Genomic DNA, 24,314 nt, shown 5'->3' with positions numbered 1-24,314 from the left:
GCGCTTATGAATGCAGGACAGGTACTCATTGTCGACGACGCAGCAGACAACCGCATGCTGCTGTCGGCCCTCCTTGAGACCCGTTATCAGACACAGGAGGCCGACAGCGGTGAAGCCTGTCTGACCCTTCTGCAGCAAAAACAACCCGACCTGATTCTGCTGGACGTGAGCATGCCCGGCATCAGCGGTTACGACACCTGCGTGAAGATCCGCCAGTCGCCACTGACCGCCACCATTCCGGTGATTTTCGTATCGGCCAAGGACAGCCCGGAAGAGCGTCTTGAAGGCTTTGAGGCCGGTGCTGACGACTACATCACCAAGCCCATCGACGGCGCCACCTTACTGGCCAAAGTCGAACACCACATTCAGCGTACGCTGGACAAAAAGGCCGCACAGAAACAATCGCAGGAAGCCATGAACGTGGCCATGGAAGCCATGACCAGCTCCAGCGAACTGGGTCAGATCATTCAGTTTGTGAAAGAAGTTCAGGGCATTAAAACGGCGCCGAAACTGGCCGCCGCCGTGATGACGGTCGCTTCCCAATTCGGGCTGAATGCCTGCGTGCTGGTGTCCGGCGAGCAACCTGCGTTTATTGGTTGTGGTAATGAATCGGTCGAAGCCAAAGTGCTGATGAAATTCCGTGAATCCGGCCAGCGTATTACTCATCTGGGCATCCGCACCATCATCCAAAGCGGCCCAGTACTGATGCTGATTAAGAATATGCCGGCCGGAGATGAAGCTCGCTACGGGCGTCTGAAAGACCATCTGGCAGTTCTGGCTGATATTGCCTCTGACCGGGCGAAGTCGATTCTGGCTGAAACCCTGATGCACGAGCAGCGCATTAAATTTCTGAAAGAAATCATCGCCATGGCCGAGCTCAATATTGAGAAGACCAGCGATGAAATCCGGGAATATTCCGAGTCAGTCACCCGCACGGTAAACGGCATGGTGCAGGCACTGGAAGCCATGCTGTTCAGTCTGGGGCTGGAAGAAGATCAGGAAAAAGAACTGATGCAGCTGGCCAACGAAACCACCGACCAGTTGGATAAAACCACGGCCAAAACCCACAAGCTGGACACTAACCTGACACGGATTCTGGAAGCGCTTTACGACCTGCTCGACAAGCAGTAAAGCCACTGATGCCAATCGGCAGCGGCATTGGCCATAAACTCTGGCACCGCCGCCTTGCGTTGGGTGCAGGTCAATATCATCTGCACCGCCGCGGCCACATTACCCACCTCGTAACGACAATTCTGCGGGTATTGCTCGCGGTAACACAGATCATCCGGCACGACAGGCACAGCACCGGCACTGACGGCTTCCTGCACCGATAACCCCTGAAATTCATGAATCGCCGTGCTGACCACGCAACTGGCTGCGCCCAGCCAGTGCTCGTATTCCGCGCGACTGACCATACCATCGGCCACAATGTTGCCGGCAAATTGCTCACGTATCTGCATCAGCACCGGCGGCGTTCTTTCGGCACGCGGGCCTAATAACGCCAGCGAGAATTCTGCATTCTGCTCAGCCAGTGCCTTAACAATCTGCAGGAAAAGCTGCGGGTTTTTGTCGTACTCCCAGCGATGATTCCACAGCATCAGGCCCGGTATTTTTTCACCCGCCGCCACCGGATTCACCGGCACCGGCAATACGCGGCATTTGCCACTTAACCGCTGCGCCAGCGCTGCCGGTTTGCAGTCGGGCAATTTTTTTAATAAGGCATCCACGCCGTCTAGAAAGGTGCGGCGGTTAAAATCCGAATTAAATAAACATTCGTCTGCCGCCAGCGCGCCGTACAGCTGCACCATTAACGGGTCGACGGAATTATGCTGCCCCTCACCCTGCGGATAAGCGAACTGGTTTTCATGGAAATAGTACGTCACCGGCACGGCGGCTAATTGCGGAAACAGGCCCTTAATCGTCGCGATATCCACCATAGACGTCGCCAGAATACGCTCGAGTTGCCAGTCAATCAGAACCTCAGGCAGTTCATCGAGCCAGCTCAATGGGTTACCACGGATACGCCAGCGGTAATAACGGCCGGGTAATTCCAGCACGCGCCAGTCGGCGGCCAGATTGTGCGTCAGCCATTTCACCCAGCTGGCGTGGCTGTCGGATTTATAGGCCGATAACAGCAGGATTTTTTTCATGGTCTTAACAGGCCGTTAAAAAAGAAAGGGAGGTAAAACCTCCCTTGTCATCTGGCTTATTCCGCCTCGACCGGCGACGCCCACAGGTCGTATTCGTCGGCGTGTTCGATTTCCACTTCGACAAAATCGCCCGGCTCGCAGTCGAAGAAGTCGTTCAGGTACACCATGCCGTCGATGTTCGGCGCATCGGCGACCGAACGGGCAACAGCGCCCTCTTCGTCCACTTCATCAATCAGCACCGTCATGCGCTTACCGATCTTACGCTGCAGACGACGTTCACTGATGCGCTGCTGGGTCTGCATAAAGCGGTCGAAACGCTCCTGCTGCACGTCTTCCGGAATATGGTCCGGCAGATCGTTGGCTTTGGCGCCTTCCACCGGGCTGTATTTGAAGCAGCCCACGCGGTCGAGTTCGGCTTCTTCCAGCCAATCGAGCAGTTCCTGGAATTCTTCTTCGGTTTCACCCGGGAAGCCGACGATAAAGGTGGAGCGGATGACCAGCTCAGGCACCTGCTCGCGCCATTTTTTGATGCGCTCCAGCGTATTTTCGGCGTGGGCCGGACGCTTCATCAGCTTCAGAATGCGCTGGTTGGCGTGCTGGAACGGAATATCCAGATACGGCAGGATTTTGCCTTCGGCCATCAGCGGGATGATGTCGTCCACACTTGGGTACGGGTACACATAGTGCAGACGCACCCAGGCACCCAGTTCACCCAGCTCTTTGCACAGATCGTACAGTTTGGTTTTCACCGGCTTGCCGTCCCAGAAACCGGTGCGGTATTTCAGATCGACGCCATAAGCCGACGTGTCCTGCGAGATCACCAGCAGTTCTTTGGTGCCGGCGGCAACCAGACGCTTGGCTTCGTCCAGCACATCACCAATCGGACGGCTGACGTGCTTGCCGCGCATGTCCGGGATGATGCAGAAGGTGCAGCTGTGGTTACAGCCTTCGGAAATTTTCAGGTACGAGTAATGACGCGGGGTCAGCTTCACGCCCTGTGGTGGCACCAGATCGGTGTACGGGTCGTGCTCTTTAACCGGCGGCACCCAGGCGTGTACTGCGGTCATTACTTCTTCATAGGCTTGCGGGCCGGTAACCGCCAGCAGGCCCGGGTTCTGTTCTTTAATGGTTTCTGCGTCTTTGCCCTTGCCCATACAGCCGGTCACGATCACCTTGCCGTTTTCGGTCATGGCTTCGCGGATGGCGTCCAGAGATTCCTGCTTGGCGGCATCAATAAAACCACAGGTGTTAACCACCACCACGTCGGCGTTATCGTAGGTGTTCACCACCTCGTAACCATCCAGCTTCAGCTGGGTCAGGATGCGCTCGGAGTCCACCAGCGCCTTAGGACAGCCAAGGGATACGAATCCGACTTTGCCATTGGACATATCAACAAACCTCACGGGAAACGGCCTCAGGTCTTATGTTAGTGCCTGCGGTCCGGGAATACTTGGGAATGGGCGCGGATTGTACAGAAAGGCAATGGTGGAGTCATGCGCGGCACGGGGTCTGGGAGCTAAGGCAGCAGTAAGCTCCCGCTTCAGGCTTCAGGCTTCAGGCGACTGTCCACCACCACGCTTGTCACAATATCGCCTTCAACATTCACTGCGGTGCGTATTGTGTCGAGAATACGGTCGATGGGCAGCAGAATGGCAATGGCTTCGGCGGGTAAGCCCACTGCCTGCAGCACCATCACCATGGTCACCATGCCGGCGCTGGGAATACCCGGCGCGCCCATAGAGGCCACCATAGCGGTCAGCATGACAATCAGCTGCTGACCGAGCGACAGATCAATGCCCGCCAGATAGGCGATAAACAGCGCGGCCGAGGCTTCGTACAAAGCGGTGCCGTCCATATTCATGGTCGCTCCGACAGGTAGTACGAAACCGGCGACGTCTTTGCGCACACCCAGTTTGTCCTGCGCGCAGTTAAGGGTGACCGGCAGGGTCGCGGCACTGGAACTGGTGGCAAAGGCCGTCACCAGCGCTTCGCGCGCACCGCGCCACAGCCATAACGGCGATTTGCCGGTGAGCAGATATAAAAGCCCCGGCAGCACCACAGCGCCGTGAATGAAGGTGATGGCGAACACCAGCACAATGAATTCGCCCATGGTGGTCAGCAGCGCCATATCCTGCGTGGCCATGAGTCTGGTCAGCAGCCCCAGCACACCGAACGGCGCCAGCTGCATAATCCAGCCGATGATGCGCATTAACAGCGTCAGTAATTCATTCAGTACCGTAAGCAACTGAAAACCGCCCGGCGGGTTTTCGCCGTCGGGTTTTCCGGCTTTTACCAATGCCACACCGAGAAAAATAGCAAACACAACCACAGGCAATATTTTGCCTTCGGCCATGGCAGTGACCGGATTTAAAAACAGGCTTTTAATAATCTGCGCGAAAAATTCGCCCCCCGACATGCCGTGGGCCTGCACATCCGCCATGGCACCGGCAAACAGCTCCAGATTCAGCTCGCTACCGGGCTTTATCCAGCTGGTCACCAACAGCGCCAGCGCCACGGCCAGCACCATAGTGGTGATAAAAAAGCCGAGGGTATAACGCCATACTTTACCCGCCTGCTGGTGTGTTTGCAGATGGGCAATGCCCACCACCAGCGAGGTAAAAATCAGCGGGATCACCACCATTTTCAGCATGCCAATAAACAAGCTGCCCAGAATACCCGCCCAGTACAGAACCTCTGCACGCAGGCTGTCGGTGTCCGGCAAACCGTTCAACCAGCCGCCCAGCAGAATGCCCACTGCCGCCGCAATAAAAATACGGGTATTTAAGCCGGGCATTTTACGGGTGGATAACAGCATGGCGGTTTCCTTGTGCGGGGATACTAATGATCAAAACAGGTAAACCGCATTTAACCATGTTTTCTGCACACGGCCGACATCACGTCCGACATCCCGTATAGTAACGGCCTGTTCCAGCAAACAAAGTAAGCGTGTTGTATGCAGTTTCATATTGTGACCGATCACCAGCTGATTCCCGCCTTAACCACCCTGATCAACCGCGCGTATCGCGGCAACGACGGCCCCGGCCGCTGGACCACAGAACAGCACCTGGTGGCTGGAGACCGTATTCAGCCCGAGGCGGTAGCCGCCATGCTCGACGACCCGCAGTGCGATGTGATTGCGGCATTTTCGGAAGCCGGCGGGCCATTGCAGGGCTGCATCAGCGTACGTTACCTGAGCGGTAATCTGGCTCAGGTGGCGGAAATCGGCAGCTTTGCCATTCAGCCCGAAGCCCACGGTCAGGGACTTGGCAGCCAGTTACTGGCCTTTGCCGAACAACACGCCGCCAGCCAAAAGCCTGTGCTGCAGGTGGAGGTAGTGAATGAAAACCGGCCGCTCAAGGCCTTTTATGAGCGCCGCGGCTATGTGGCCAATGGCGAACGCATGGATTACCCGCTGGCGGCCAACGTCGGCTTGCCGAAAACTCAGGGGCTGCATCTGGTGGTGTTACGAAAGTCCTCATCCGCTTAATCACGCCGGACGCCCTCCGTGGTAGAATCGCCGGCCGTTTATGTCAGGTTTTACCCCATGCGTCTCGATAAGTTTCTCGCCGATACCACCGACCTCACCCGCTCTCTCGCCACCAAAGCCGTTAAACAGGGCCGCGTGCTGGTGAATGGCGAAAAGCCGAAGAGTGCGTCGGCCAAAGTGGATGAAAGCGACGAAGTGACCCTCGACGGCGAAGTGCTGACGCTGGAAAGCGGCTTCCGCTACTTCATCATGAACAAACCACTGGGCCATGTGTGCACCCACCGCGACAGCACCCACCCGCTGGTGTTCGACCTGCTGGATGGCGTGGTTAACCGTATGGACCTGCACACAGTCGGTCGTCTGGACATGGACACCACCGGCCTGCTGCTGATCACCGACGACGGCCAGTGGTCGCACCATTTAACCTCGCCCAAGCACCACCAGCCGAAAACCTACCGCGCCTGGCTGGCGGAAGATCTGCGTACCGACGCCGAAGAAAAGCTGGCCAAAGGCATTGTGCTGGAAGACGACCCGGAGCCCACCAAACCCGCCCAGCTAGAACGCGTTACCGAGCGCGAAGTGCTGCTCACGATTCACGAAGGCCGTTACCATCAGGTACGCCGGATGTTTGCCGCACTCGGCAACCACGTGGAAAAACTGCACCGCGAGAAAATGGGCTGCATGCAGCTCGACCCGGCGCTTAAGGAAGGCGAATTCCGCCCGCTCACCGACGACGAAATCGACGCGCTGGCACACGGCTGAGTACCCGCGAAGTCCAGACTCGGTCACAGTGCGCTGAATGCCGGACTGTGGCCGGTCTGGGCTATGAACTCTGACTCAGTACCTCTGCCCCTGGATCTCTGATTCTCTGATTTCTAGTACCCTGATCTGCGCCCCTTGCTCCAACTCTGGCCTTGGATACCCGGCAAAACCCTTATAAAGCCCGCGGTTTTCATCCGCTTTCGTCGCTCTTTTTACCCTGCAGGTAATACACCCTGCGGCAACCCGGCTCCGGCCCAGATGCCATGCGCGTTGCAGGCTGATTCAGGCGAATATTCCTGCCTTTTTATGACCCTGTAGCCACGCCCATACGATGTAATTCAACAAAAATTAACGCAGGCTTTTGCACACTGACGGACGACGGCTTCTACACTGAAGATCATAAGGAGTGCTTATGACCAGACCAGTAAGAGGCCGCCTGACCCGGGCCCGCATAAATACAATAGTGCTGGTAATCCTACTGCTGTTGGCAGGCAGTACCGGCATTGGCTACCACTTCTACCAGCAGCTGCGCCACGAGGCCGGACTGGATTCAGCCTTCCCGCAGGTAGTGGGCATTCCGCCGGGTAACCGGCTGCAGAACTTGCCGCCCTGGTCGGGTACCCACCCATCGGTAACGCCCAGACCGGCGGAAACCTTTACTTTTCCGATTGAATTTGGCGCCACAGGCCCGGTTGAGCCCTTATTCGCTGGCACAAATCAGTACCCGTTTTTATGCCAGACCGAAGAATCCGGCCTCGGACAGCCATTAACCGACAACATCAGCGGCTGGGGCATTCCTGTTTATTCGCAGACACTCAGCGGCGAACGTTCGCCTTATGTAATCGGCTACAGCAAGGACTGCAGCCTGCCCACCCGCGTGCATTACCTCTGGTTCCGCAACCGGCAGGAGAGTTTTCCGCGCCGCGAGGATGACCATCTTGATCCGGTGCCGGACGACCACGAATTACTGATCCGCGCCGAAAGCGGCACCATTAACCGCTTTATGTACGTATTATTAATGCCAACCACCAAAGCCGATCAGCTGAATAAACCGGATATTTCTGGCTGGAACGGTAAATTAATTTATTACTTCCGCGGCGGCATCAGCATTGGTTTTCAGCAAGGAAAAATCAGCCTGCAGCGTCTGGCGCGCGATATGCGGGTGGCTCTGGAACAAGGCTATGCTGTGGTGTATTCCAGCGCCAATGAAACCGACAACACCTACAACATCCGCCTGCAGGAAGACACAGCGCTACGTGTAAAACGCCAGTTTGTAGCGCGCTATGGCGAGCCGCTATTCACCATTGGCATCGGTGGTTCGGGTGGAGGTCTGCAGCAGTATTTATACGCTCAGAATCAGCCCGGCATTATCGACGGCGGCGTGGCCTTAATTGCCTTTCCCGATATGGTGACGCAGCTGCACTACACGCTGGACTGCGAATTACTGGAATATTATTTCGACCACCTCGCCAGCCACCCCGAACGCTGGCTGGACGCGACCAAGCGTCAGTCGGTGCTGGGCCTGAGTGTCACCGCCGACAAACCACCGCGTCTGAACTGGCTGACTGATACCGCGCAGATGCTGCGTCTGCAATGGCCGGGGCCAACCCCACCGGGCAGCGAATGCAACAGCGGCTGGCGCGGTTCGGTGCCACTGGTCAATAACCCGAATTTTCACAGCGATTATCACCGCTTCACCCGCTCAGTTCGCGAGCAGACCTACTGGACGCACTGGCAGGATAACCGCGCCATTTACGGCACCGACGACGAAGGCCGCTCGCCTTCTGTGTGGAGCAACCGCGGCGTGCAGTATGGTTTACAGGCGCTGTTAAAAGGCCAGATCAGCAGCGAAGAATTTCTCGAACTGAACAGCCGCGTCGGTGGCTGGAAAGACGCCAAGGATATGATCGAAGAATATTACTGGCATTTAAGTGGCGACCCGCGTCTGTATCGCTTTACCCCATACGGCGAACAGAATATGAGCCACGAGGGCCGCATCCGTGAACCGGCCGCACGCTACAACGGCAATCTGGCGGCGGCAAAAGCCGCGTATTTATCCGGCAATGTGTTTATGGGGCGCATGAGCATTCCGGTGATGGATGTGCGCATGTACCTCGATCACGAGCTGAATATTCACCACACATGGGCCGCCCTGTCGACGCGTCTGCGTCTGCAACAGGCCGGTACCGATATCCGTTTAAATCCGATCTGGACGTCGACCAAACCCTACAACCCCATGTGGGATGGCATACGCGTGATGGATGAATGGCTGACCAATGCACGCAGCAACGGCGGCGATCTGATTGCCGCCCGCCCGGAAGCCGCCGACGATCGCTGCTTAGACGGCCAGGGCAACACCATTGCCAGCGGAGCCAGTGTGTGGGACGGCGAATGGAATCAGCAGGCCGACGGCGCCTGCACCCAAATCATGCCGTTTAATCAGGGCAGCCGGCAGGTGGCCGGTGATTCCCTGACCGGCTTTGTGTTCCAGTGCGCCTTAATTCCGGTCAGCAAAGCCCTGCACGACGGCACCTACGGCACGCTGGATTTATCGCCGTATCAGGAAAAACTGGAGGCTATTTTTCCGGACGGTGTATGCGACTACCGCCAGCCGGATCTGGCACTGCCCGACAGCATGAAGTCCTGGCTCAGTCCGCGCCCGACACCCTGACTGCAAAACTGAGTTACGGATTCGCGGCTATTTGCCGGCCGGGCGTCTGGGCATACTGAGCCTTTCAAGGACTTATGCCCTGCCATTGGCTCAGTCCGTTGGCCCTGTCTCATGGCACTGTCTCATGGCCCGGTTTAATGGCATAGCCACAAGGATGCACTATGCAACATCACCAGCCCGGCGCTGAAAAAAATACGCGCCCTTCCAAGACAACCCGCTTTATTTACGGCGTCACTCTGGCCGGAATTATTGTCCTGCTGACTGCCGTTATCGGACGCACAGGGCTTGAATGGTATCTGCACGACAAACTGGATTTAGACCCACCACAGCCCAGGGTCGAAACCCTGCCGCCCGGCGCGCTGGCGGCGAATATTCCGCCCTTTAATGGCCCGCATCCGTCTTTGTCGTCACGACCTTCCGAGACTTTTGTTTTCCCCATCGACTGGGGAAAAGCGGGCCCTGCGAACGCGTTATTCGCCGGCGCAAACCAATACCCATTTATGTGTCAGACGCTGGACTCAGATCTCGGCAATCCATTGCCCGACAACAACTCAGGGTATGGCACACCGGTGCTGGAACAGGGTCAGATAACCGGCTATTCCAAAGACTGCGGCCTGCCCACCCGCCTGCATTATCTGGGCTATGAGCAGAATCAGTTTTTCCGCGACGACAACACACTCACGCACACAAAGGCCGACCTTTTGGTGCGCGCCGAAACCGGCACCATTAACCGTTTTATTTATGTGTTGTTAATGCCCACCACAGCGCAGGACACACGCGATGCGCCGGACGTAAGCCACTGGAATGGCAAAGCCGTGTATTACTTTAAAGGTGCGATTGGCATCGGCTTTCAGCAGGGCAAAGTCAGCCTGTCGCGGTTACTGAAAGACATGCGCCCGGCACTGGAAGCCGGCTTCGCGGTGCTGTATTCCACCGGCAATGAAACCGACAACCACTACAACATCACCCTGCAGGAAGATACGGCCCTGCGCGTTAAACGGCAGTTTGCCGCGCGCTATCGTGAGCCGGATATCACCATTGGTTTTGGTGCATCAGGTGGCGGCTTGCAACAGTATCTGCTGGCGCAGAATCATCCGGGTACTGAGAAGAAAATAGGCATTATTCAGGGCGGCGTGGCGATCCAGGCGTATCCGGATATGCTGACGCAAACCACCTACGGACTTGATTGCGAATTACTGGAATATTATTTCGACCATCTGGCCGCGGATAAACCGAACTGGGAAGACGCCGCCGCGCGCCAGCGTATTGAAGGGCTGGCGGTCAGTGAAACACTGCAACCCAAACTCGGCTGGCTGACGAGTCTGACGTCGCTGTTGCGCCTGCAATGGCCGGTCAGTCTGCAGGGCGCCACCGAATGCAATTACAGCTGGCGCGGCTCGTCACAACTGGTGAATAACCCGACCTTTAATTCGCACTATCCGCGTTACAGCGATGCGCTGAATCAACTCAGCATCTGGAGCCACTGGCAGGACAACCGCGACGCCTACGGCACCGACGCCCGCGGTCTGGCCAATCTGCCGGTCAGCAATGTTGGCGTCCAATACGGTTTAAGGGCGTGGAAAAACGGGGCGATTACGGCCGCACAATTCCTCGACCTGAACGCCCGCATCGGCAGCTGGAAATTACCCGCCGATATGCGCCCGGAGCATTACTGGCTGATCAGTGGTGATGATTCGTTGCGGGATTTTTCGGCCTACGGTGAACACAACATGAGCCATGAAGGTAAGCCCCTGTGGCCGGCACCGCGTTTCGCCGGCAAGCCGGAGGCGGCCCGCGGCGCGTGGCAGTCGGGTAATATATTCAACGGTAAAATCAATATGCCGATTATTGATGTGCGCCCGTACTTCGACCCCAAACTGGATATTCATCACAGCTGGGCGGCGCTGTCGTCGCGGGCGCGCATTCTGGCTGCCAACCAAGGCCATAACGACTGGCAAAGCATCTGGATCAGCGACGCCGGATTTGATGCCCGCTGGCCGGCGTTTTTCGCTATGGATCAGTGGTTATCGGAGCCCAGCCTGTCCGCAGCATCTGGCATCCCGGATTACGCCCGCGACCGCTGTTTTGATGCGCAGGGTAATCTCATAGCCGCAGGCGATGGCGTTTGGCAGTCGGCACTACTGTCGCAGTCAGTATTTAAAACCGGGCCGGAAAACACAACAGACGGCGCCTGCACACAAGTCTTTCCCTTCCATCAGGGCACGCGCCAGCTGGCCGGTGACGATATTCGTGGCGACCGTATTTTCTGCCAGCGCATCAGCGTGAATGACGCCATTCGTTCCGGGCTTTACGCCCCGCTTAATGTGGCGCCTTATAAAACACAGTTAGAACAGGTTTTCCCAGACGGCGTGTGTGATTACCATTTGCCTGATCAGTCGTGGCCGGCCGCTACGACACAATAAAAGGCCGACAATAAAAGGCCCATTAAAAAAGAGCCCATAAAAAACGGGAGCTAAGCTCCCGTCTTTTTATCACTGACCGCATGCCCACGCTCTGCGTGGGAATGCAGAACCGCCTCTCAGTCGGCTTTGACTTTCGGCAGACGCTCCAGCGCGGCATCAATTTCAGACTGCGGGTATTCGTAGTCTTCCAGCTGATGGCTGAAGTATTTGTCGTACGACACCATATCGAAATGACCATGGCCCGACAGGTTAAAGAACAGGGTCTTGGCTTCGCCGGATTCTTTGCAGCGCAGGGCTTCGTCGATACAGGCACGGATGGCGTGGTTGGATTCCGGTGCCGGAATAATGCCTTCAGCACGGGCGAAGGTAACGCCCGCTTCGAAGGTGGCGACCTGAGGCACAGCCACTGCTTCAATCAGTTTGTCGTGGTACATCTGGGAGACCAGCGCCGAAGCACCGTGGTAGCGCAGACCGCCGGCGTGAATGCCCGGTGGCATAAAATCGTGGCCCAGCGTGTATTGCAGCATCATCGGCGTAAAGCCTTCGGTATCGCCGAAATCGTAGGCGTAATGGCCTTTGGTCAGGCTCGGGCACGAGGTCGGCTCAACCGCCACCATGCGCACTTTTTTACCACCGGCGGCTTCGTCGGCGTAGAACGGGAAAGCCACACCACCAAAGTTAGAACCACCGCCGCACGGGGCGAAAATCATGTCCGGGTAGTCGCCAACCATTTCGAATTGTTTTTTCGCTTCCAGACCAATCACGGTCTGATGCAGCAATACGTGATTGAGCACAGAACCCAGAGAATATTTGGTGTCTTCACGGCTGGCCGCTTCTTCTACGGCTTCGGAAATGGCAATGCCCAGTGAGCCACGGCTGTCCGGGTCGGCAGCCAGAATTTTGCGGCCGGATTCGGTCAGTTTACTCGGGCTGGCAATCACCTCGCCGCCCCAGGTCTGCATCATGGAGCGACGGAACGGCTTCTGTTCGTAGCTGACTTTCACCATGTACACGCGCACGTCGATGCCAAACATCTGACCCGCCAGCGACAGCGAAGAACCCCACTGACCCGCACCGGTTTCTGTGGTCAGACGCTTAATGCCCGCCACTTTGTTGTAATACGCCTGAGCAATGGCCGAGTTCAGTTTGTGGGAACCGGCGGCGCTGACGCCTTCGTATTTGTAGTAAATCTTACACGGGGTACCCAGTGCTTCTTCCAGACGATGCGCGCGGAACATAGGGCTTGGGCGCCACTGCTGGTAAATCTCACGCACAGGTTCCGGAATGTCGATCCAGCGCTGGGCCGACACTTCCTGCTCGATGATATTGTCGGCAAAAATCGGCGACATGGCAGACGGGTCCAGCGGCTTGCCATCGGGCCCCAGTGGCGGTGCTGGCGGGGTTGGCAGGTCGGCCACCACGTTGTACCACTGTTTCGGGATCTCGGTTTCGGGCAGTAGGATTTTGGTCTGTTTCATCGGTCGTGTCCGTTTTTTTATAAAATAGTCAGCAACCACTCTACCCAAAACGCCAGCGCCTTACCATGACACAAGACAGGCCTTCAGAGCCTGTGCATCAGGGTCTGTACATCACGTTTGTACCTCAGGTTTTGTACATCAGAGTCTGTTCATAAAATAACCGGGGCATAGCCTGCTACCCGAATGCCCCGAACCGAGCGTTCCCTCCAGCGAACAGTGAAGCCGCCGCCCCCGCTTGAAAAGGTTTAAGGCGCGCCCCACATAATCCCCATGTGTCACTCAGTCAGTATTCGCCATGACCGATAAGAATCAGGAATTCATCAGTAAAGAAGACGCCGGTAACCAACTGCTGCCGGCCGACCAAATTCTGCCCGAAAGGCTGCACGTATTGCCGGTTAATGGCCGGCCGTTTTTTCCGGCGCAGGTGCAGCCGGTTATCATCAGCGCGGCAATTTGGGGCGAAACCCTCAAACGCGTGGCCAACACCGAACACAAATTGCTCGGACTCGCGTTTGTTGAAGACAAAGGCGCCGATGACGTACCGGAACCGGGTGATATACCCACCATTGGTTGCGTGGTGCGCGTACACAAATTAACCAGCGAAGACGGCCGCGTGCAGTTTATTGCGCAGGGTGTACGCCGCTTTCAGGTACTGGAATGGCTGCAGGATAAAAATCCGTTTCTCGCCCGCGTCACTTACCCCAACGAAAGCCGCGAATACACGGACGAAACCAAGGCGTATGCGCTGGCCATCATTAATGCCATTAAAGAGCTGGTCACCATCAACCCGCTCTATTCCGAAGATTTAAAGCATTATCTCAACCGCTTCAGCCCGAATGAGCCATCACCGCTGACCGACTTCGCCGCCGCCATCACCACTGCCGAAGGTGCGGTACTGCAGGACGTACTGCAAACCCTGCCGCTGCAGAAGCGCATGGAAAAAGTGCTGCTGTTGCTGAAGAAAGAAATTGAGGTCGCCCGATTACAGGCGGAAATCAACGAGTCGGTGAACGACAGCATCAGCAAACACCAGCGTGAGTTTTTCCTGAAGCAGCAGCTGAAGACCATTCAGAAAGAACTGGGCCTGTCGAAAGACGATAAAACCGCCGAAATCGACGAATTCGAGCAACGCCTGCAGGGCAAAACCGTGCCACCTCAGGCGCGTAAACGCATTGATGAAGAAATACACAAACTTCGCATGCTGGAAACCGGCTCACCGGAATACGGCGTAACCCGTAATTACCTCGACTGGGCCACCAGCATTCCGTGGGGCGTGTATTCCGACGATTCCTTCGACCTGTGCCAGGCCCGTGAGGTACTGAACAGTCACCATGCCGGCCTCGACGATGTTAAAAAACGCATTCTCGAATTTCTGGCGGTCGGTACTTTCAAGCAGGAAATATCCGGCTCCATCATGTTGCTGGTCGGCCCGCCGGGCGTCGGTAAAACCTCCATCGGCCGCTCGGTGGCCGATGCCCTGGGGCGCAAATTTTATCGTTTCAGTGTTGGCGGTATGCGCGACGAAGCCGAAATCAAAGGACATCGCCGCACCTACATTGGCGCCCTGCCCGGCAAGCTGATTCAGGCGTTAAAAGACGTGGAAGTGTCGAACCCTGTGATCATGCTCGATGAAATCGACAAGCTGGGCGCCTCTTATCAGGGCGACCCGGCGTCGGCTTTGCTGGAAGTGCTGGACCCTGAACAGAACAAGGAATTCCTCGATCATTATCTCGACCTGCGCGTCGATTTAAGCAAAGTGCTGTTTATCTGCACCGCCAACCAGCTCGACAGCATTCCGGCACCGCTGCTCGACCGCATGGATACCATACGTCTGTCGGGTTATATCACCGAAGAAAAACTGGCCATCGCCAAACAGCATTTATGGCCACGGGTGCTGGAGCGGCACGGGCTGAAAAAATCGCAGCTGAAAATGGCCGACAGTACCTTAAAGGCCATTATTGAAGGCTACGCGCGCGAATCCGGTGTGCGTAATCTGGAAAAATTACTGCAGCAGATTGCCCGCAAAGCTGTGGTGCAATTGCTTGAGAATCCGAAAGCGAAAATCAACGTCGGTCTGAAAGACCTGAACGACTATCTGGGTGCGCCGCTGTTCCGTGCTGAGCGTATTTTAAGCGGCACCGGCGTCGTCACCGGTCTGGCCTGGACGTCCATGGGCGGGGCTACCTTGCCGATTGAAGCGGCCGTGGTACACGACCAGAACCGCGGCTTTAAACTGACCGGCAAACTCGGTGAGGTCATGAAAGAATCCGCCGAAATTGCCTACAGCTTTACCGCCGGTCACGCGGCAGAATTTGGTGGCGACCCGGCGTTTTTTGCCAACCGTTTCCTGCATCTGCACGTACCGGAAGGCGCTACGCCAAAAGACGGCCCGAGTGCCGGCGTCACCATGACCACGGCGTTAATATCACTGATGCTGAATAAACGCATTAAACGACCGCTGGCCATGACCGGTGAGCTGACCCTAACGGGACAGGTATTGCCGGTGGGCGGTATCCGCGAAAAAGTCATTGCGGCACGCCGTTCAAAAATCATGGAAGTGATTCTGCCCGAAGCCAACCGCCGCGATTACGACGAATTGCCCGAGCATATCCGCGCCGGTATGACCGCGCATTTCGCCAGTTCCTACGCCGACGTGTTTCAGCGTGTGTTCAACTGACGCCGCTGGCCGGTTACAAAACCGGCCAGCCCTGACGGGGCGGATGGCCTACACTACTCAGGTATTCGACTGAGACCTGAAGCATCACCCCATGCTGAACCGGATGGCCCATTGCCGACTGACTCTGACATTTAAGCTGCTCGCCGCCACGGCGTCGCTGGCAGCCGGTCTGCTGCCTGCGCCGCCCGCGGGTGCTGCAGAACCTACCGTGCTGCATCTGGGCGCCGCCGACTGGTGCCCGTACACCTGCGACAGCCCCACGCAGCCGGGTATTGTCACCGAGTATCTGACCGCTCTGCTGAAACCGCACAATATTGAGCTTAAGGTGAGCGTGCTGCCCTGGTCGCGGGCGGTGAAAGCCGCCGAAGCAGGCCAATTGAATGGTCTGATTACCCTGGTCGAAGGCGAAGCGCCTCAGCTGCTGATGACCACCACCGCCACCATGAGCCATCAGGATTGCTTTTACACAACGCCGGAAAGTGAGTGGCGTTTCAGTGGCGTGATGAATCTGGACGAAATCCGGTTGGGGGCCATCAAAAATTACGGCTACGGCGAAGCGCTGGATGCCTACATTACCGATCAGGGTGATCTGAGTACCCGGCTGCAATTGCTGAGTGGCGATAATCCGGATCAGCGCCTGTTCAGCATGCTGCGCAATTACCGCATCGACGCCTACATCAGTGACCGCTATGTGAATTCATGGCAACTGAAAAATGCCGGTTTCCGCGACACCGACGTGCGCAGCGGCGGTTGCCTGACCGACCTGCCATTCTTTATGGGGTTTTACCGGAAATTCAGCCAGAGTGACGCCTTGGCCACCTGGCTGAACGAAGCGCTGGCCATTCCCGGAAATATCCGCCTGCGGGATGCCATTGCACAGAAATACCGCTGACGCGGTGGCCGTTTTTTAAGCCAGACGTCTTTAAACCGGCCTTAATTCCGCAGCCGTTATTTAATGATCTGAATCAGCTGCTTAAACTCAGCGCCTTCGGCGATTTTCTGCAACTCAAACAACGCCATTTCGACCGACGTCAGCTGGGCACCCAGACTTTCCATTTTACGGATACCCAATTCTTTGTTGCTGAGTGTGCGTGAGCTCACGGCGTCCGTCACCAGATGCACATCGTATTTGGCGCGCAGTAAATCCGACACCGTCTGATACACACACACGTGCGTTTCCAGACCGGCCACCAGCCAGTTCTGCAGTTTCAGCGCTTTAACCCGAGCCTGAATGGCCTCGTTCTGCAGACCGCTGAAGGTATTTTTCACCAGCGGCTCGCCAGGCAGCAAATCGCGGATTTCCTCGCGTGTGCTGCCCAGTTTTTCCGGCAACTGCTCCATCCACACCACCGGCAGTCCGAGCACATTGGCGCCGCTGATCAGGGTGCGCAACTGCGCAAACAAGGTTTCGGAATCGTGCATCAGGGTCGATAAGCGGCCCTGCACATCAACAATCATCAGACCGGTATTATTTTTCGTCAGCATGGCGGGCTCCGCTCAGCGGTTCAGTAAATGATTCAGGTCGGTTTGCGACGGCATAAACCAGTAGGCGCCGGTACGCGGGGTGGAATATTTCATCAGGTGATCGCTTAAGCCATCGCCGCTGTTGCCCAGCATACGTTCCAGCTGAATACGGATGCGGTCGAGGTCGCAGGCAAACGCCAGAAAATACAGGCCGTGATTATCGGCACCGCCATACGGCGTGCTGCGGCGATAAATTTTCTGCCCGACGCCGTTCACTTTGACATCGGTACGGCTGACGTGCGAGGTCGCCGGCATGTCATCGCCTTCCAGCTCGATATTGTCCTGTTTGGTACGGCCGATCACCTGCTGCTGTTCGTGCACGCTGAGCTGATGAAAAGCCTGCAGATGATGCTGCCATTGTTGGGTCAGCACATACGAACCACCGGCACCGGCTTCGCCCTCTGGAATCAGCGCCGCGTCCAGACGCTTGTCGCCTTTCGGGTTGGCGGTGCCATCAACGAAACCGGTTAAATCGCGGGCTTCGCGGTTTTTAAAACCACCGATATCCAGCACACAGCGGCTGATGTCGCGCATGGCGTCATGCACCTGCAGCACAGCGTCCATCACATCGCCCTGATCTTCACCGTGAATCCAGAAATACACGTCGCTCTGGGTGGCGGGCATGGCGTAACCGTTGGCGCCGGTTAAGGCCGTGAACGGCACCAGCTTGGCCGGACGCCATTCCGGGTTCAGACGATCCCAGGCCTCGGCGCCAAAGCACACGGCAATCCACACACCCTCCATCGGGCGGATGGCAGCCTTAATGGCGGTCACAATGCTGGCGCGCTGGGCAAAGGCATTCAGCGACATTTCCAGATAATGCGCGGCGCGGCCGGGTTCTTCCAGCAAGCCGGGCTGATAAAGGGTGTCAGAGGATGATGAGCGGGATGAATCGGATAACACAGAGCAACTCCTTGTGACGTCAGCCGGTACTATACCACGGTGGAAAACCACCGTGGCCAGTGCGCCAGCGCCGGGTTGCTCTGGGTCATCAGCCTGATGCCAGCCGTTGTTCAGGGCTGTTGGTCAGGCTGTTGGTCAGGCTGCTCGCCGGGGTGTTGGTCAGGCGGTTTATCAGGCCTGAGGCAAACTCAGGCGTTCGAGCAGATAAAACAGCGAATGGTACGGGATTCCGCTGTGACGGCTTAATCCGATTTCGCAGGTGCGGCTGGTCGAAATGCCTTCAGCACATTGCTCCACCTGACCTTTTAACGGCGCCAAAGCAGAGGCGTTTAATTCCGGCAGCATAAAGCCTTTGTCACCGGCAAACCCGCAACAGGTAATGTCCGCCGGCACCACCACCTGTTGCGAACAGCGTTTGGCCAGTGCAATTAATTCCTCACCCAACCCCTGTTTGGCGGTCGAGCAGGTAATGTGCACGGCCACCGGTTCTGCGGTCGGGGTAATGTCCAGATTCGGCACTAAAAAGCGGTTGGCAAAACGCACCGGATCGAGCAGCTGAATGCGCTCGTCCAGTTTCTGCTGCATGCGGAACACACACGGGCTGGTGTCGATTAATACCGGAATGCGGCCATTGTCTGAGGCGCTGAGCAGAGCCTGATTCAGGCGCTCGCGCATGGCGTCGGCCTGGGCAAAATGGCCTTTGCTTTCCAGCGGCATCCCGCAGCAGTGCTGATCCTGATCGGGCAGCATGGCGATGTGCACACCGGCTTTTCCGGCCAGATCGAGCGTGACCTGCATCAGGCTGCGGCTGTCGTTGTCACGCGCATCCGGGCCCATGGTACGGCTGGCACAGCTCGGGAAATACACCACCTGCGTCAGCTCATTTACGCCGTGATCACAGGCACTGATGCGCTCGGCGGCGGTGGGCATGGCGTCGTGCCACAGCGGCGATTTACCCAGCGTCAGCGTATTAAAGCCTTTCGACAGCGTGGTTAATACGCCGTCACCGACCAGATCACGGGCAAAATCCGTGGCAATAAAGACGCCACGGCTGGCCTTGGTAATACCGGCAAAATGATCGGCCACCCACTGGGCTTTACCGGCGTGCTTTTTATTGCGCTCGCTGCGCAGCTTACGGCTTAGGTCGCCGGTATTAATGCCCACCGGACAGGCCATGCTGCAAAGCCCGTCGGCTGCACAGGTGTCGATGCCCTGATACTGGTAGTCTTGCAGCAGGGTCTGATAATCGCTGTTTTTACCGTCGCGCTCCTGTCGCTTCAGTTCACGCATCACCACAATGCGCTGGCGCGGGGTCAGGGTTAAATTGCGCGACGGGCACACAGGCTCGCAGAAACCACACTCAATGCAGCGGTCGATCAGATCGTCGGCTTCTGGAATGGGTTTTAAATTTTCGATGTGGGTGCGCAGATTGCGGGTCAGAATCACATCCGGATTCAGGCGGCCTTCCGGGTCGAAGGCTTTTTTAATGTCCCACATCAGCTCATAGGCCTGAGCACCCCATTCCATTTCCACGAACGGCGCCATATTGCGGCCGGTACCGTGTTCGGCTTTCAGCGAGCCATCGTAACGGCCCACCACCAGCACACAGACTTCGTCCATAAAATCGGCGTAACGCTGAATTTCTTTGGCGTCGGTAAAATTCTGGGTAAAAACAAAATGCAGGTTACCGGCCAGCGCATGTCCAAAAATAATGGCCTCGTCGTAGCGGTATTTTCTGAACAGAGCCTGCAGCTCCAGCACCGCCGGTGCCAGATTTTCCACCGGGAAAGCCACGTCTTCGATAATCACCGTCGTGCCTTTGGCGCGCACAGCACCCACCGCAGGAAAAAGACCTTTGCGGATATTCCAGTACAGCGCACAGGTGGCTTTATCTGTGGTGAAGGTTTTGCCTTCGAGGGTATCAAACGCGGCAATGGCTGCCTGAGTCGCGGCCAGACGTTGGTTTAATTCGGCTTCTGACGTACCGCGTACTTCCACCAGCAGAGCGGCGGCTTCGGCATCGAGGGTTTTGAGGTAGGCGGGCATGCCCGGTTTGTCTTCCACCGAGCGTAAGCCGGCACGGTCTATGAGCTCAACTGCGGCCACCGGTGCGGTGGACAGTGCAGTCACTGCCCGGCTGGTCTGTTCGATGTTGGCAAACAGTAACAGGGCAGACGCCTTATAAGCGTGCTCTTCGACCGTGTCATAAGTCACTTCGGAGACAAATCCCAGTGTGCCTTCTGAGCCTACCAGGAGGTGCTGAATAATATCGATCGGATCGGAAAAGTCCACCAAAGCATTGAGGCTGTAACCGGTGGTATTCTTAATTCTGAATTTGTTCACAATCCGTTCGTGCAGCGCCGGATTTTCCAGCACTTTGTTGCGCAGATCCGTCAGCGTTTGCAAGAGTGAAGAATGACTTTTACAAAACGCCTGCCGTGAATCGGCATCACCGGTATCCAGCACAGTGCCGTCGGCCAGAATCAGGCGCATCGAGGCCAGTGTCTGATAGGTATTCTGCGCCGTACCACAGCACATGCCCGAGGCATTATTGGCGACAATTCCGCCGATTTTACAGGTATTGATCGACGCCGGGTCCGGGCCTATTTTGCGCGCAAACGGCGCCAGCAACTGATTGGCGCGGGCGCCGATAACACCGGGCTGCACTTTCAGTTTCAGACCGTCATCCAGAACATCGGCGCGGTTCCAGCCATTGCCCAGACGCACCAGCACGCCGTCGGTCACCGCCTGCCCCGACAGACTGGTGCCCGCCGCGCGGAAGGTTAAATGCACCTTAAGTTCATCGGCCAACGACAGCACCTGCTGCACTTCGGCCTCGTCTTTTACGGTCACCACGACTTCAGGCACCAGACGATAAAAGCTGGCGTCGGTCCCAAAGGCCAGTGTGCGCAACGGGTCGGTAATAATGCGCTCAGGATCGATCTGTTCGGCGAGCGCAGTGGCAAATTGTCGGTAGGCGTCTTTCATCAAATCAATTCCGGATAATCAGGCGTCGGTAAGGACCATCACAATCAATTCTTTCGGGCCGTGGGCGCCATACGCCAGCGTCTGCTGAATGTCGGCGGTTTTACTCGGGCCGGAAATCAGCAGCACATTGGTCGGCATGCGCTCAGGCAAACCGCCCTGCGCCACCCATTGCGAAAAGCTGGCGTAAAGGGCCGACGCCCGCAATAAAATCACATTCAGCGGCGGCACCAGCGACAGGGTTCTGGGCTCCTGCGGCCCGGTGTTAACCACCAGAGTGCCGGTCTCGGCCAGACCCGCCAGTGCCACTGAGAAGCCGGCGTCGGTGTCGTTAAACAGCGCGGATTTTTCTACGCTTTCAATGGCGGTTTCAGCAACAAAACCGGCGTTGTTGGCGGCCGCGACCAGCGCCTGACCTTCAGCATGACTGCCCGCCCGCAGCGTGCGCACCCCGCGGGCACGGAACTGGTCGAGCACAACGTCCTGCCATTGCGCCGAGCTGACTTCAATGACGTCGGCGTGATTGTCAGTCAGGTTCTGGCGAAAACTCGCCAGCCACTGCTCGCGCGGCAGTACCGGCCAGCCGCTGTCAACGGACATAGGGTCGCGCGCGGCCGCCGTAGCCTGAGTGCTGACACTGGTGCGCAGGCGCTGAAGAATACGGTCCCGGCTGCTCATAAACCTTCCTCTTTATTCGGATATTCACTGGCGGCGCCATGGGCCCGCGCCAGTTCATGCAGACTGCGTTTGGCCGGTACCGGCGTGGTGCGGGTATCGGTCCAGGGCGCCAACACATTACGGGCACTGCGGGTGCGGAACAGCGTACGCGCACGGGTAATGGTCAGGGTCATCAGCCGGTACAGCAGCGGCACTTTGTGCCCCAGCGCCCAGCCTTTCCAGATCAGGCTTTCACCCCAGGTACGCTTGGCGCCACGGTCTTTTACCGCGCGCCACTCCTGACGCAGGGCATCGCTGCCCTGCGCCGGACTGTTGGCTTCGGCGCGTAATTCGCGGATCAAATCCGGCAGCGGAATGCGCACCGGACAGGCTTCACCGCAGGCGCCGTTCAACGAACAGGCACTGAGCATATCGCCGTGTTTTTCCAGACCGCCGATCTGCGGCGTAACCACCTGACCAATCGGGCCCGGATAAGTCGAACCATACGCGTGACCGCCAATGCGGGCGTACACAGGACAATGGTTCATGCAGGCACCGCAGCGGATGCACTGCAACGTCGGCTTTAACGTCGGGTGACTGAAAATGCGCGAGCGGCCGTTGTCGACCAGCACCAGATGCACCTGCTCCGGGCCATCCAGCTCGCCCGCTTTGCGCGGGCCAGAAATCATATTGAAATAGGTCGAAATCTTTTGCCCGGTTGCCGAACGTGTGAGCAGGGTCAGCAATTCCGGCACATGAGAAAAATCTTCCACCACTTTTTCGATACCGGTGACCGCGATGTGCAGCTTTGGCACTGTGGTGGTCATGCGGCCGTTGCCTTCGTTTTCGACCAGACACAGGGTGCCGGTATTGGCCACCGCCATATTAACGCCGGAAATACCGGCATCGGCGGTCATGAATTTTTCGCGCAGAATCGCCCGCGCATTACCGATTAATTCGTCCACGTCTTCTGTGTACGGCACGCCTTTGCCGTCGGCGGTTTCGGCACGGGCATGCATCAGGCGGGCAATCTGGGCTTTGTTCTTGTGAATGGCCGGCATAATGATGTGCGACGGGGTTTCACCGGCCAGCTGCACCAGATATTCGCCCATATCACTTTCCAGACACTCAATGCCGCGCGCCTCAAGAAAATGGTTCAGCTCAATTTCTTCGGTGACCATGGATTTGCCTTTAACCACAGTCTTAGCGTTATTCGTCTGCAGAATGTCGTGAATAATCGCGCAGGCTTCGTCAGCGGTTTCGGCCCAGTGCACCTTTATGCCATTGGCGGTCAGATTTTTTTCCAGACGCTCCAGCAGCTCCGGCAATTTGCTCAGGCTGTACTGGCGGATGGCTTCGCCGCGGTCGCGCAGACCCGACAGCGCCTGTTCATCGGGAAATACCGCCTTGCGTTTGCCCATTAAAAAGTCAGACGCACCGCGAAAGCTTTTGCGCAGGGCGTCGTTTTCCAGTGCCATTTTCGCCCGCACTTTAAAGTGGCGTTTCTGCAGGTCACTGAAATCGCGCTGTTCGATATTCAGCTCACGGCGCATTTTTTCAATGTCACTGGTATCGGCCAGCGGAATCCGGCTGTCGCTGTTTGTGTGAGTCATTACTTACCCTCCTGACCGCTGGCCTTGCCGGACAGTCGTTCGTACAGCAGCGACGCCAGATGCTGGGTTTTGACCGCCCGCCCCTGTTTTTCCAGCGTGCCGCCAATGTTCATCAGACAGCCGCAATCGGCACTCACCAGACGCTTGCAATTGGTGGCGGCAATGGCGCTGGCTTTATCGGCGGCCATGGCCGCCGAAATAGCCGGCTGTTTAACGGCAAAGGTGCCGCCAAAGCCGCAGCATTCGGCCACCCGTTCGGGCTCGACCAGTTGCACGCCGGGCAAATTTTCGACCAGCGCTTTGTGCTCGGCGGCCACACCCATGCCTCGACGGGCGGAACAGGAGGTATGCAAGGCCACGCGCAATGCGCTCTGGTCGGCGGCGTCGCTCAGCTGCTGTTCGATGTGCAGCACATTGACCAGAAACTCGCTGAATTCGTAGGTACGGGCAGCCAGTGCTTCGGCGTCGGCCTGCTCTGGCTGACCGGCAAACAGCGCCGGGTATTCCTTATGCACCATGCCGGCACAGGAGCCCATCATCACCACCACGGGAATATCCGCCGCAAACGCCTGCAACTGCACGCGGGCAACGCTGCGCGCTTCGTCGTCATAACCCGAGTTATACGCCGGCTGACCACAGCAGGTCTGGCTTTGCGGAAAAATCACCTGCACGCCCTGCCCTTCCAACAGGCGGATGGCATCCAGACCGGCGTCGGCGTAGAAGCTGTCGACCAGACAGGTGCCCATCAGATACACAGCCCTGGGTTTGGCCGGATAAGCGCGCTTGCCCTTCGCCTGTTCAGTCTGAGGATCAACCGACTGAACGACCGGGGTGGCGGAAACAGATTGTGTCATCGTGCTGCTCACTGTTGCGCCAGCGGCACAAGCCGCATCAAGCGCGCCCGACCGTCTGACTTGCCCTCTGCACAAATTGGTATTACCATTTGCCCAGAATTATTATTGGATGCACAAAGTACCTTCTGAC

Annotated in this window: 17 protein-coding genes; 7 read left to right on the top strand and 10 right to left on the bottom strand. The window is 57.1% G+C overall.

The window, feature by feature from the left end; genetic code table 11:
• The first annotated feature begins 6 nt into the window (after positions 1-6).
• The gene (locus ACQUQU_RS05150) at positions 7-1,131 is read left to right on the top strand and encodes a response regulator (protein ID WP_430462181.1); all 1,125 of its coding nucleotides are present in this window, start codon (positions 7-9) and stop codon (positions 1,129-1,131) included.
• Here the strand turns inward: ACQUQU_RS05150 and ACQUQU_RS05145 are convergent.
• The 3 genes from ACQUQU_RS05145 to ACQUQU_RS05135 form a co-directional block, all read right to left on the bottom strand.
• Positions 1,107-2,150 carry a tRNA-queuosine alpha-mannosyltransferase domain-containing protein gene (locus ACQUQU_RS05145; protein ID WP_430462180.1) on the bottom strand — a complete coding sequence of 348 codons (1,044 nt, stop codon included), beginning with the start codon at positions 2,148-2,150 and terminating at the stop codon, positions 1,107-1,109. The two genes, ACQUQU_RS05150 and ACQUQU_RS05145, sit on opposite strands and share 25 nt — an antisense overlap.
• Before the next feature lie 56 nt (positions 2,151-2,206).
• Positions 2,207-3,538 (bottom strand): 30S ribosomal protein S12 methylthiotransferase RimO, encoded by a 1,332-nt coding sequence (gene rimO, locus ACQUQU_RS05140; protein ID WP_430462179.1) that lies wholly within the window; start codon positions 3,536-3,538, stop codon positions 2,207-2,209.
• A 152-nt stretch (positions 3,539-3,690) separates the two neighbouring features.
• Positions 3,691-4,965, bottom strand: coding sequence for a dicarboxylate/amino acid:cation symporter (locus ACQUQU_RS05135; RefSeq protein ID WP_430462178.1), 1,275 nt, complete (start codon positions 4,963-4,965; stop codon positions 3,691-3,693).
• Between the two features lie 138 nt (positions 4,966-5,103).
• On the opposite strand from ACQUQU_RS05135, the gene ACQUQU_RS05130 reads away from it, so the two are divergent.
• The 4 genes from ACQUQU_RS05130 (at position 5,104) to ACQUQU_RS05115 (ending at position 11,493) form a co-directional block, all read left to right on the top strand.
• Entirely contained in the window at positions 5,104-5,637 is a 534-nt protein-coding gene (locus tag ACQUQU_RS05130) for a GNAT family N-acetyltransferase (protein WP_430462177.1), read from the top strand.
• 57 nt (positions 5,638-5,694) lie between these two features.
• Positions 5,695-6,399 (top strand): pseudouridine synthase, encoded by a 705-nt coding sequence (locus ACQUQU_RS05125; RefSeq protein WP_430462176.1) that lies wholly within the window; start codon positions 5,695-5,697, stop codon positions 6,397-6,399.
• Positions 6,400-6,811: 412 nt separating this feature from the next.
• Complete coding sequence (locus tag ACQUQU_RS05120; RefSeq protein ID WP_430462175.1) at positions 6,812-9,070, top strand: DUF6351 family protein; 2,259 nt, start codon at positions 6,812-6,814, stop codon at positions 9,068-9,070.
• Positions 9,071-9,231: 161 nt separating this feature from the next.
• Complete coding sequence (locus ACQUQU_RS05115) at positions 9,232-11,493, top strand: DUF6351 family protein (RefSeq protein ID WP_430462174.1); 2,262 nt, start codon at positions 9,232-9,234, stop codon at positions 11,491-11,493.
• Between the two features lie 116 nt (positions 11,494-11,609).
• Here the strand turns inward: ACQUQU_RS05115 and ACQUQU_RS05110 are convergent, their stop codons facing one another.
• Entirely contained in the window at positions 11,610-12,971 is a 1,362-nt protein-coding gene (locus tag ACQUQU_RS05110; protein WP_430462173.1) for a TrpB-like pyridoxal phosphate-dependent enzyme, read from the bottom strand.
• A 295-nt stretch (positions 12,972-13,266) separates the two neighbouring features.
• On the opposite strand from ACQUQU_RS05110, the gene lon reads away from it, so the two are divergent.
• Positions 13,267-15,648 carry an endopeptidase La gene (gene lon / locus ACQUQU_RS05105; protein ID WP_430462172.1) on the top strand — a complete coding sequence of 794 codons (2,382 nt, stop codon included), beginning with the start codon at positions 13,267-13,269 and terminating at the stop codon, positions 15,646-15,648.
• Between the two features lie 91 nt (positions 15,649-15,739).
• A complete protein-coding gene (locus ACQUQU_RS05100; RefSeq protein ID WP_430462171.1) occupies positions 15,740-16,540 on the top strand; it encodes a substrate-binding periplasmic protein in 801 nt (266 codons plus the stop codon).
• Positions 16,541-16,596: 56 nt separating this feature from the next.
• Here the strand turns inward: ACQUQU_RS05100 and ACQUQU_RS05095 are convergent, their stop codons facing one another.
• The 6 genes from ACQUQU_RS05095 to ACQUQU_RS05070 form a co-directional block, all read right to left on the bottom strand.
• Positions 16,597-17,133 carry an isochorismatase family protein gene (locus tag ACQUQU_RS05095; RefSeq protein WP_430462170.1) on the bottom strand — a complete coding sequence of 179 codons (537 nt, stop codon included), beginning with the start codon at positions 17,131-17,133 and terminating at the stop codon, positions 16,597-16,599.
• A gap of 12 nt (positions 17,134-17,145) precedes the next feature.
• The gene (locus ACQUQU_RS05090; RefSeq protein ID WP_430462169.1) at positions 17,146-18,075 is read right to left on the bottom strand and encodes a Dyp-type peroxidase; all 930 of its coding nucleotides are present in this window, start codon (positions 18,073-18,075) and stop codon (positions 17,146-17,148) included.
• A gap of 171 nt (positions 18,076-18,246) precedes the next feature.
• Positions 18,247-21,063 (bottom strand): FAD-binding and (Fe-S)-binding domain-containing protein, encoded by a 2,817-nt coding sequence (locus tag ACQUQU_RS05085; protein ID WP_430462168.1) that lies wholly within the window; start codon positions 21,061-21,063, stop codon positions 18,247-18,249.
• An 18-nt stretch (positions 21,064-21,081) separates the two neighbouring features.
• Positions 21,082-21,738 carry a LutC/YkgG family protein gene (locus ACQUQU_RS05080; RefSeq protein ID WP_430462167.1) on the bottom strand — a complete coding sequence of 219 codons (657 nt, stop codon included), beginning with the start codon at positions 21,736-21,738 and terminating at the stop codon, positions 21,082-21,084.
• The gene (locus ACQUQU_RS05075; RefSeq protein WP_430462166.1) at positions 21,735-23,330 is read right to left on the bottom strand and encodes a LutB/LldF family L-lactate oxidation iron-sulfur protein; all 1,596 of its coding nucleotides are present in this window, start codon (positions 23,328-23,330) and stop codon (positions 21,735-21,737) included. Before ACQUQU_RS05075 ends, ACQUQU_RS05080 begins: the two co-directional genes overlap by 4 nt.
• Positions 23,330-24,184: a (Fe-S)-binding protein gene (locus ACQUQU_RS05070; protein ID WP_430462165.1), complete on the bottom strand. Its 855-nt coding sequence runs from the start codon at positions 24,182-24,184 to the stop codon at positions 23,330-23,332. Before ACQUQU_RS05070 ends, ACQUQU_RS05075 begins: the two co-directional genes overlap by 1 nt.
• Between the last annotated feature and the right edge of the window lie 130 nt (positions 24,185-24,314).

This window comes from Thalassolituus sp. LLYu03 (assembly GCF_050507655.1).
GTDB lineage: Bacteria > Pseudomonadota > Gammaproteobacteria > Pseudomonadales > Oceanobacteraceae > Venatoribacter.
Note: the sequence above shows the minus strand (reverse complement) of the source record. Positions and strands in the feature narration are given on the sequence as shown.

Coding starts and splice junctions, on each gene's coding strand:
- ACQUQU_RS05125 (WP_430462176.1), top strand. CDS start 5,695: ATGCGTCTCGATAAGTTTCTCGCCGATACCACCGACCTCACCCGCTCT.
- ACQUQU_RS05085 (WP_430462168.1), bottom strand. CDS start 21,063: ATGAAAGACGCCTACCGACAATTTGCCACTGCGCTCGCCGAACAGATC.
- ACQUQU_RS05135 (WP_430462178.1), bottom strand. CDS start 4,965: ATGCTGTTATCCACCCGTAAAATGCCCGGCTTAAATACCCGTATTTTT.
- ACQUQU_RS05145 (WP_430462180.1), bottom strand. CDS start 2,150: ATGAAAAAAATCCTGCTGTTATCGGCCTATAAATCCGACAGCCACGCC.
- ACQUQU_RS05070 (WP_430462165.1), bottom strand. CDS start 24,184: ATGACACAATCTGTTTCCGCCACCCCGGTCGTTCAGTCGGTTGATCCT.
- ACQUQU_RS05130 (WP_430462177.1), top strand. CDS start 5,104: ATGCAGTTTCATATTGTGACCGATCACCAGCTGATTCCCGCCTTAACC.
- ACQUQU_RS05080 (WP_430462167.1), bottom strand. CDS start 21,738: ATGAGCAGCCGGGACCGTATTCTTCAGCGCCTGCGCACCAGTGTCAGC.
- ACQUQU_RS05075 (WP_430462166.1), bottom strand. CDS start 23,330: ATGACTCACACAAACAGCGACAGCCGGATTCCGCTGGCCGATACCAGT.
- ACQUQU_RS05150 (WP_430462181.1), top strand. CDS start 7: ATGAATGCAGGACAGGTACTCATTGTCGACGACGCAGCAGACAACCGC.
- ACQUQU_RS05110 (WP_430462173.1), bottom strand. CDS start 12,971: ATGAAACAGACCAAAATCCTACTGCCCGAAACCGAGATCCCGAAACAG.
- ACQUQU_RS05120 (WP_430462175.1), top strand. CDS start 6,812: ATGACCAGACCAGTAAGAGGCCGCCTGACCCGGGCCCGCATAAATACA.
- rimO (WP_430462179.1), bottom strand. CDS start 3,538: ATGTCCAATGGCAAAGTCGGATTCGTATCCCTTGGCTGTCCTAAGGCG.
- ACQUQU_RS05115 (WP_430462174.1), top strand. CDS start 9,232: ATGCAACATCACCAGCCCGGCGCTGAAAAAAATACGCGCCCTTCCAAG.
- ACQUQU_RS05100 (WP_430462171.1), top strand. CDS start 15,740: ATGCTGAACCGGATGGCCCATTGCCGACTGACTCTGACATTTAAGCTG.
- ACQUQU_RS05095 (WP_430462170.1), bottom strand. CDS start 17,133: ATGCTGACGAAAAATAATACCGGTCTGATGATTGTTGATGTGCAGGGC.
- lon (WP_430462172.1), top strand. CDS start 13,267: ATGACCGATAAGAATCAGGAATTCATCAGTAAAGAAGACGCCGGTAAC.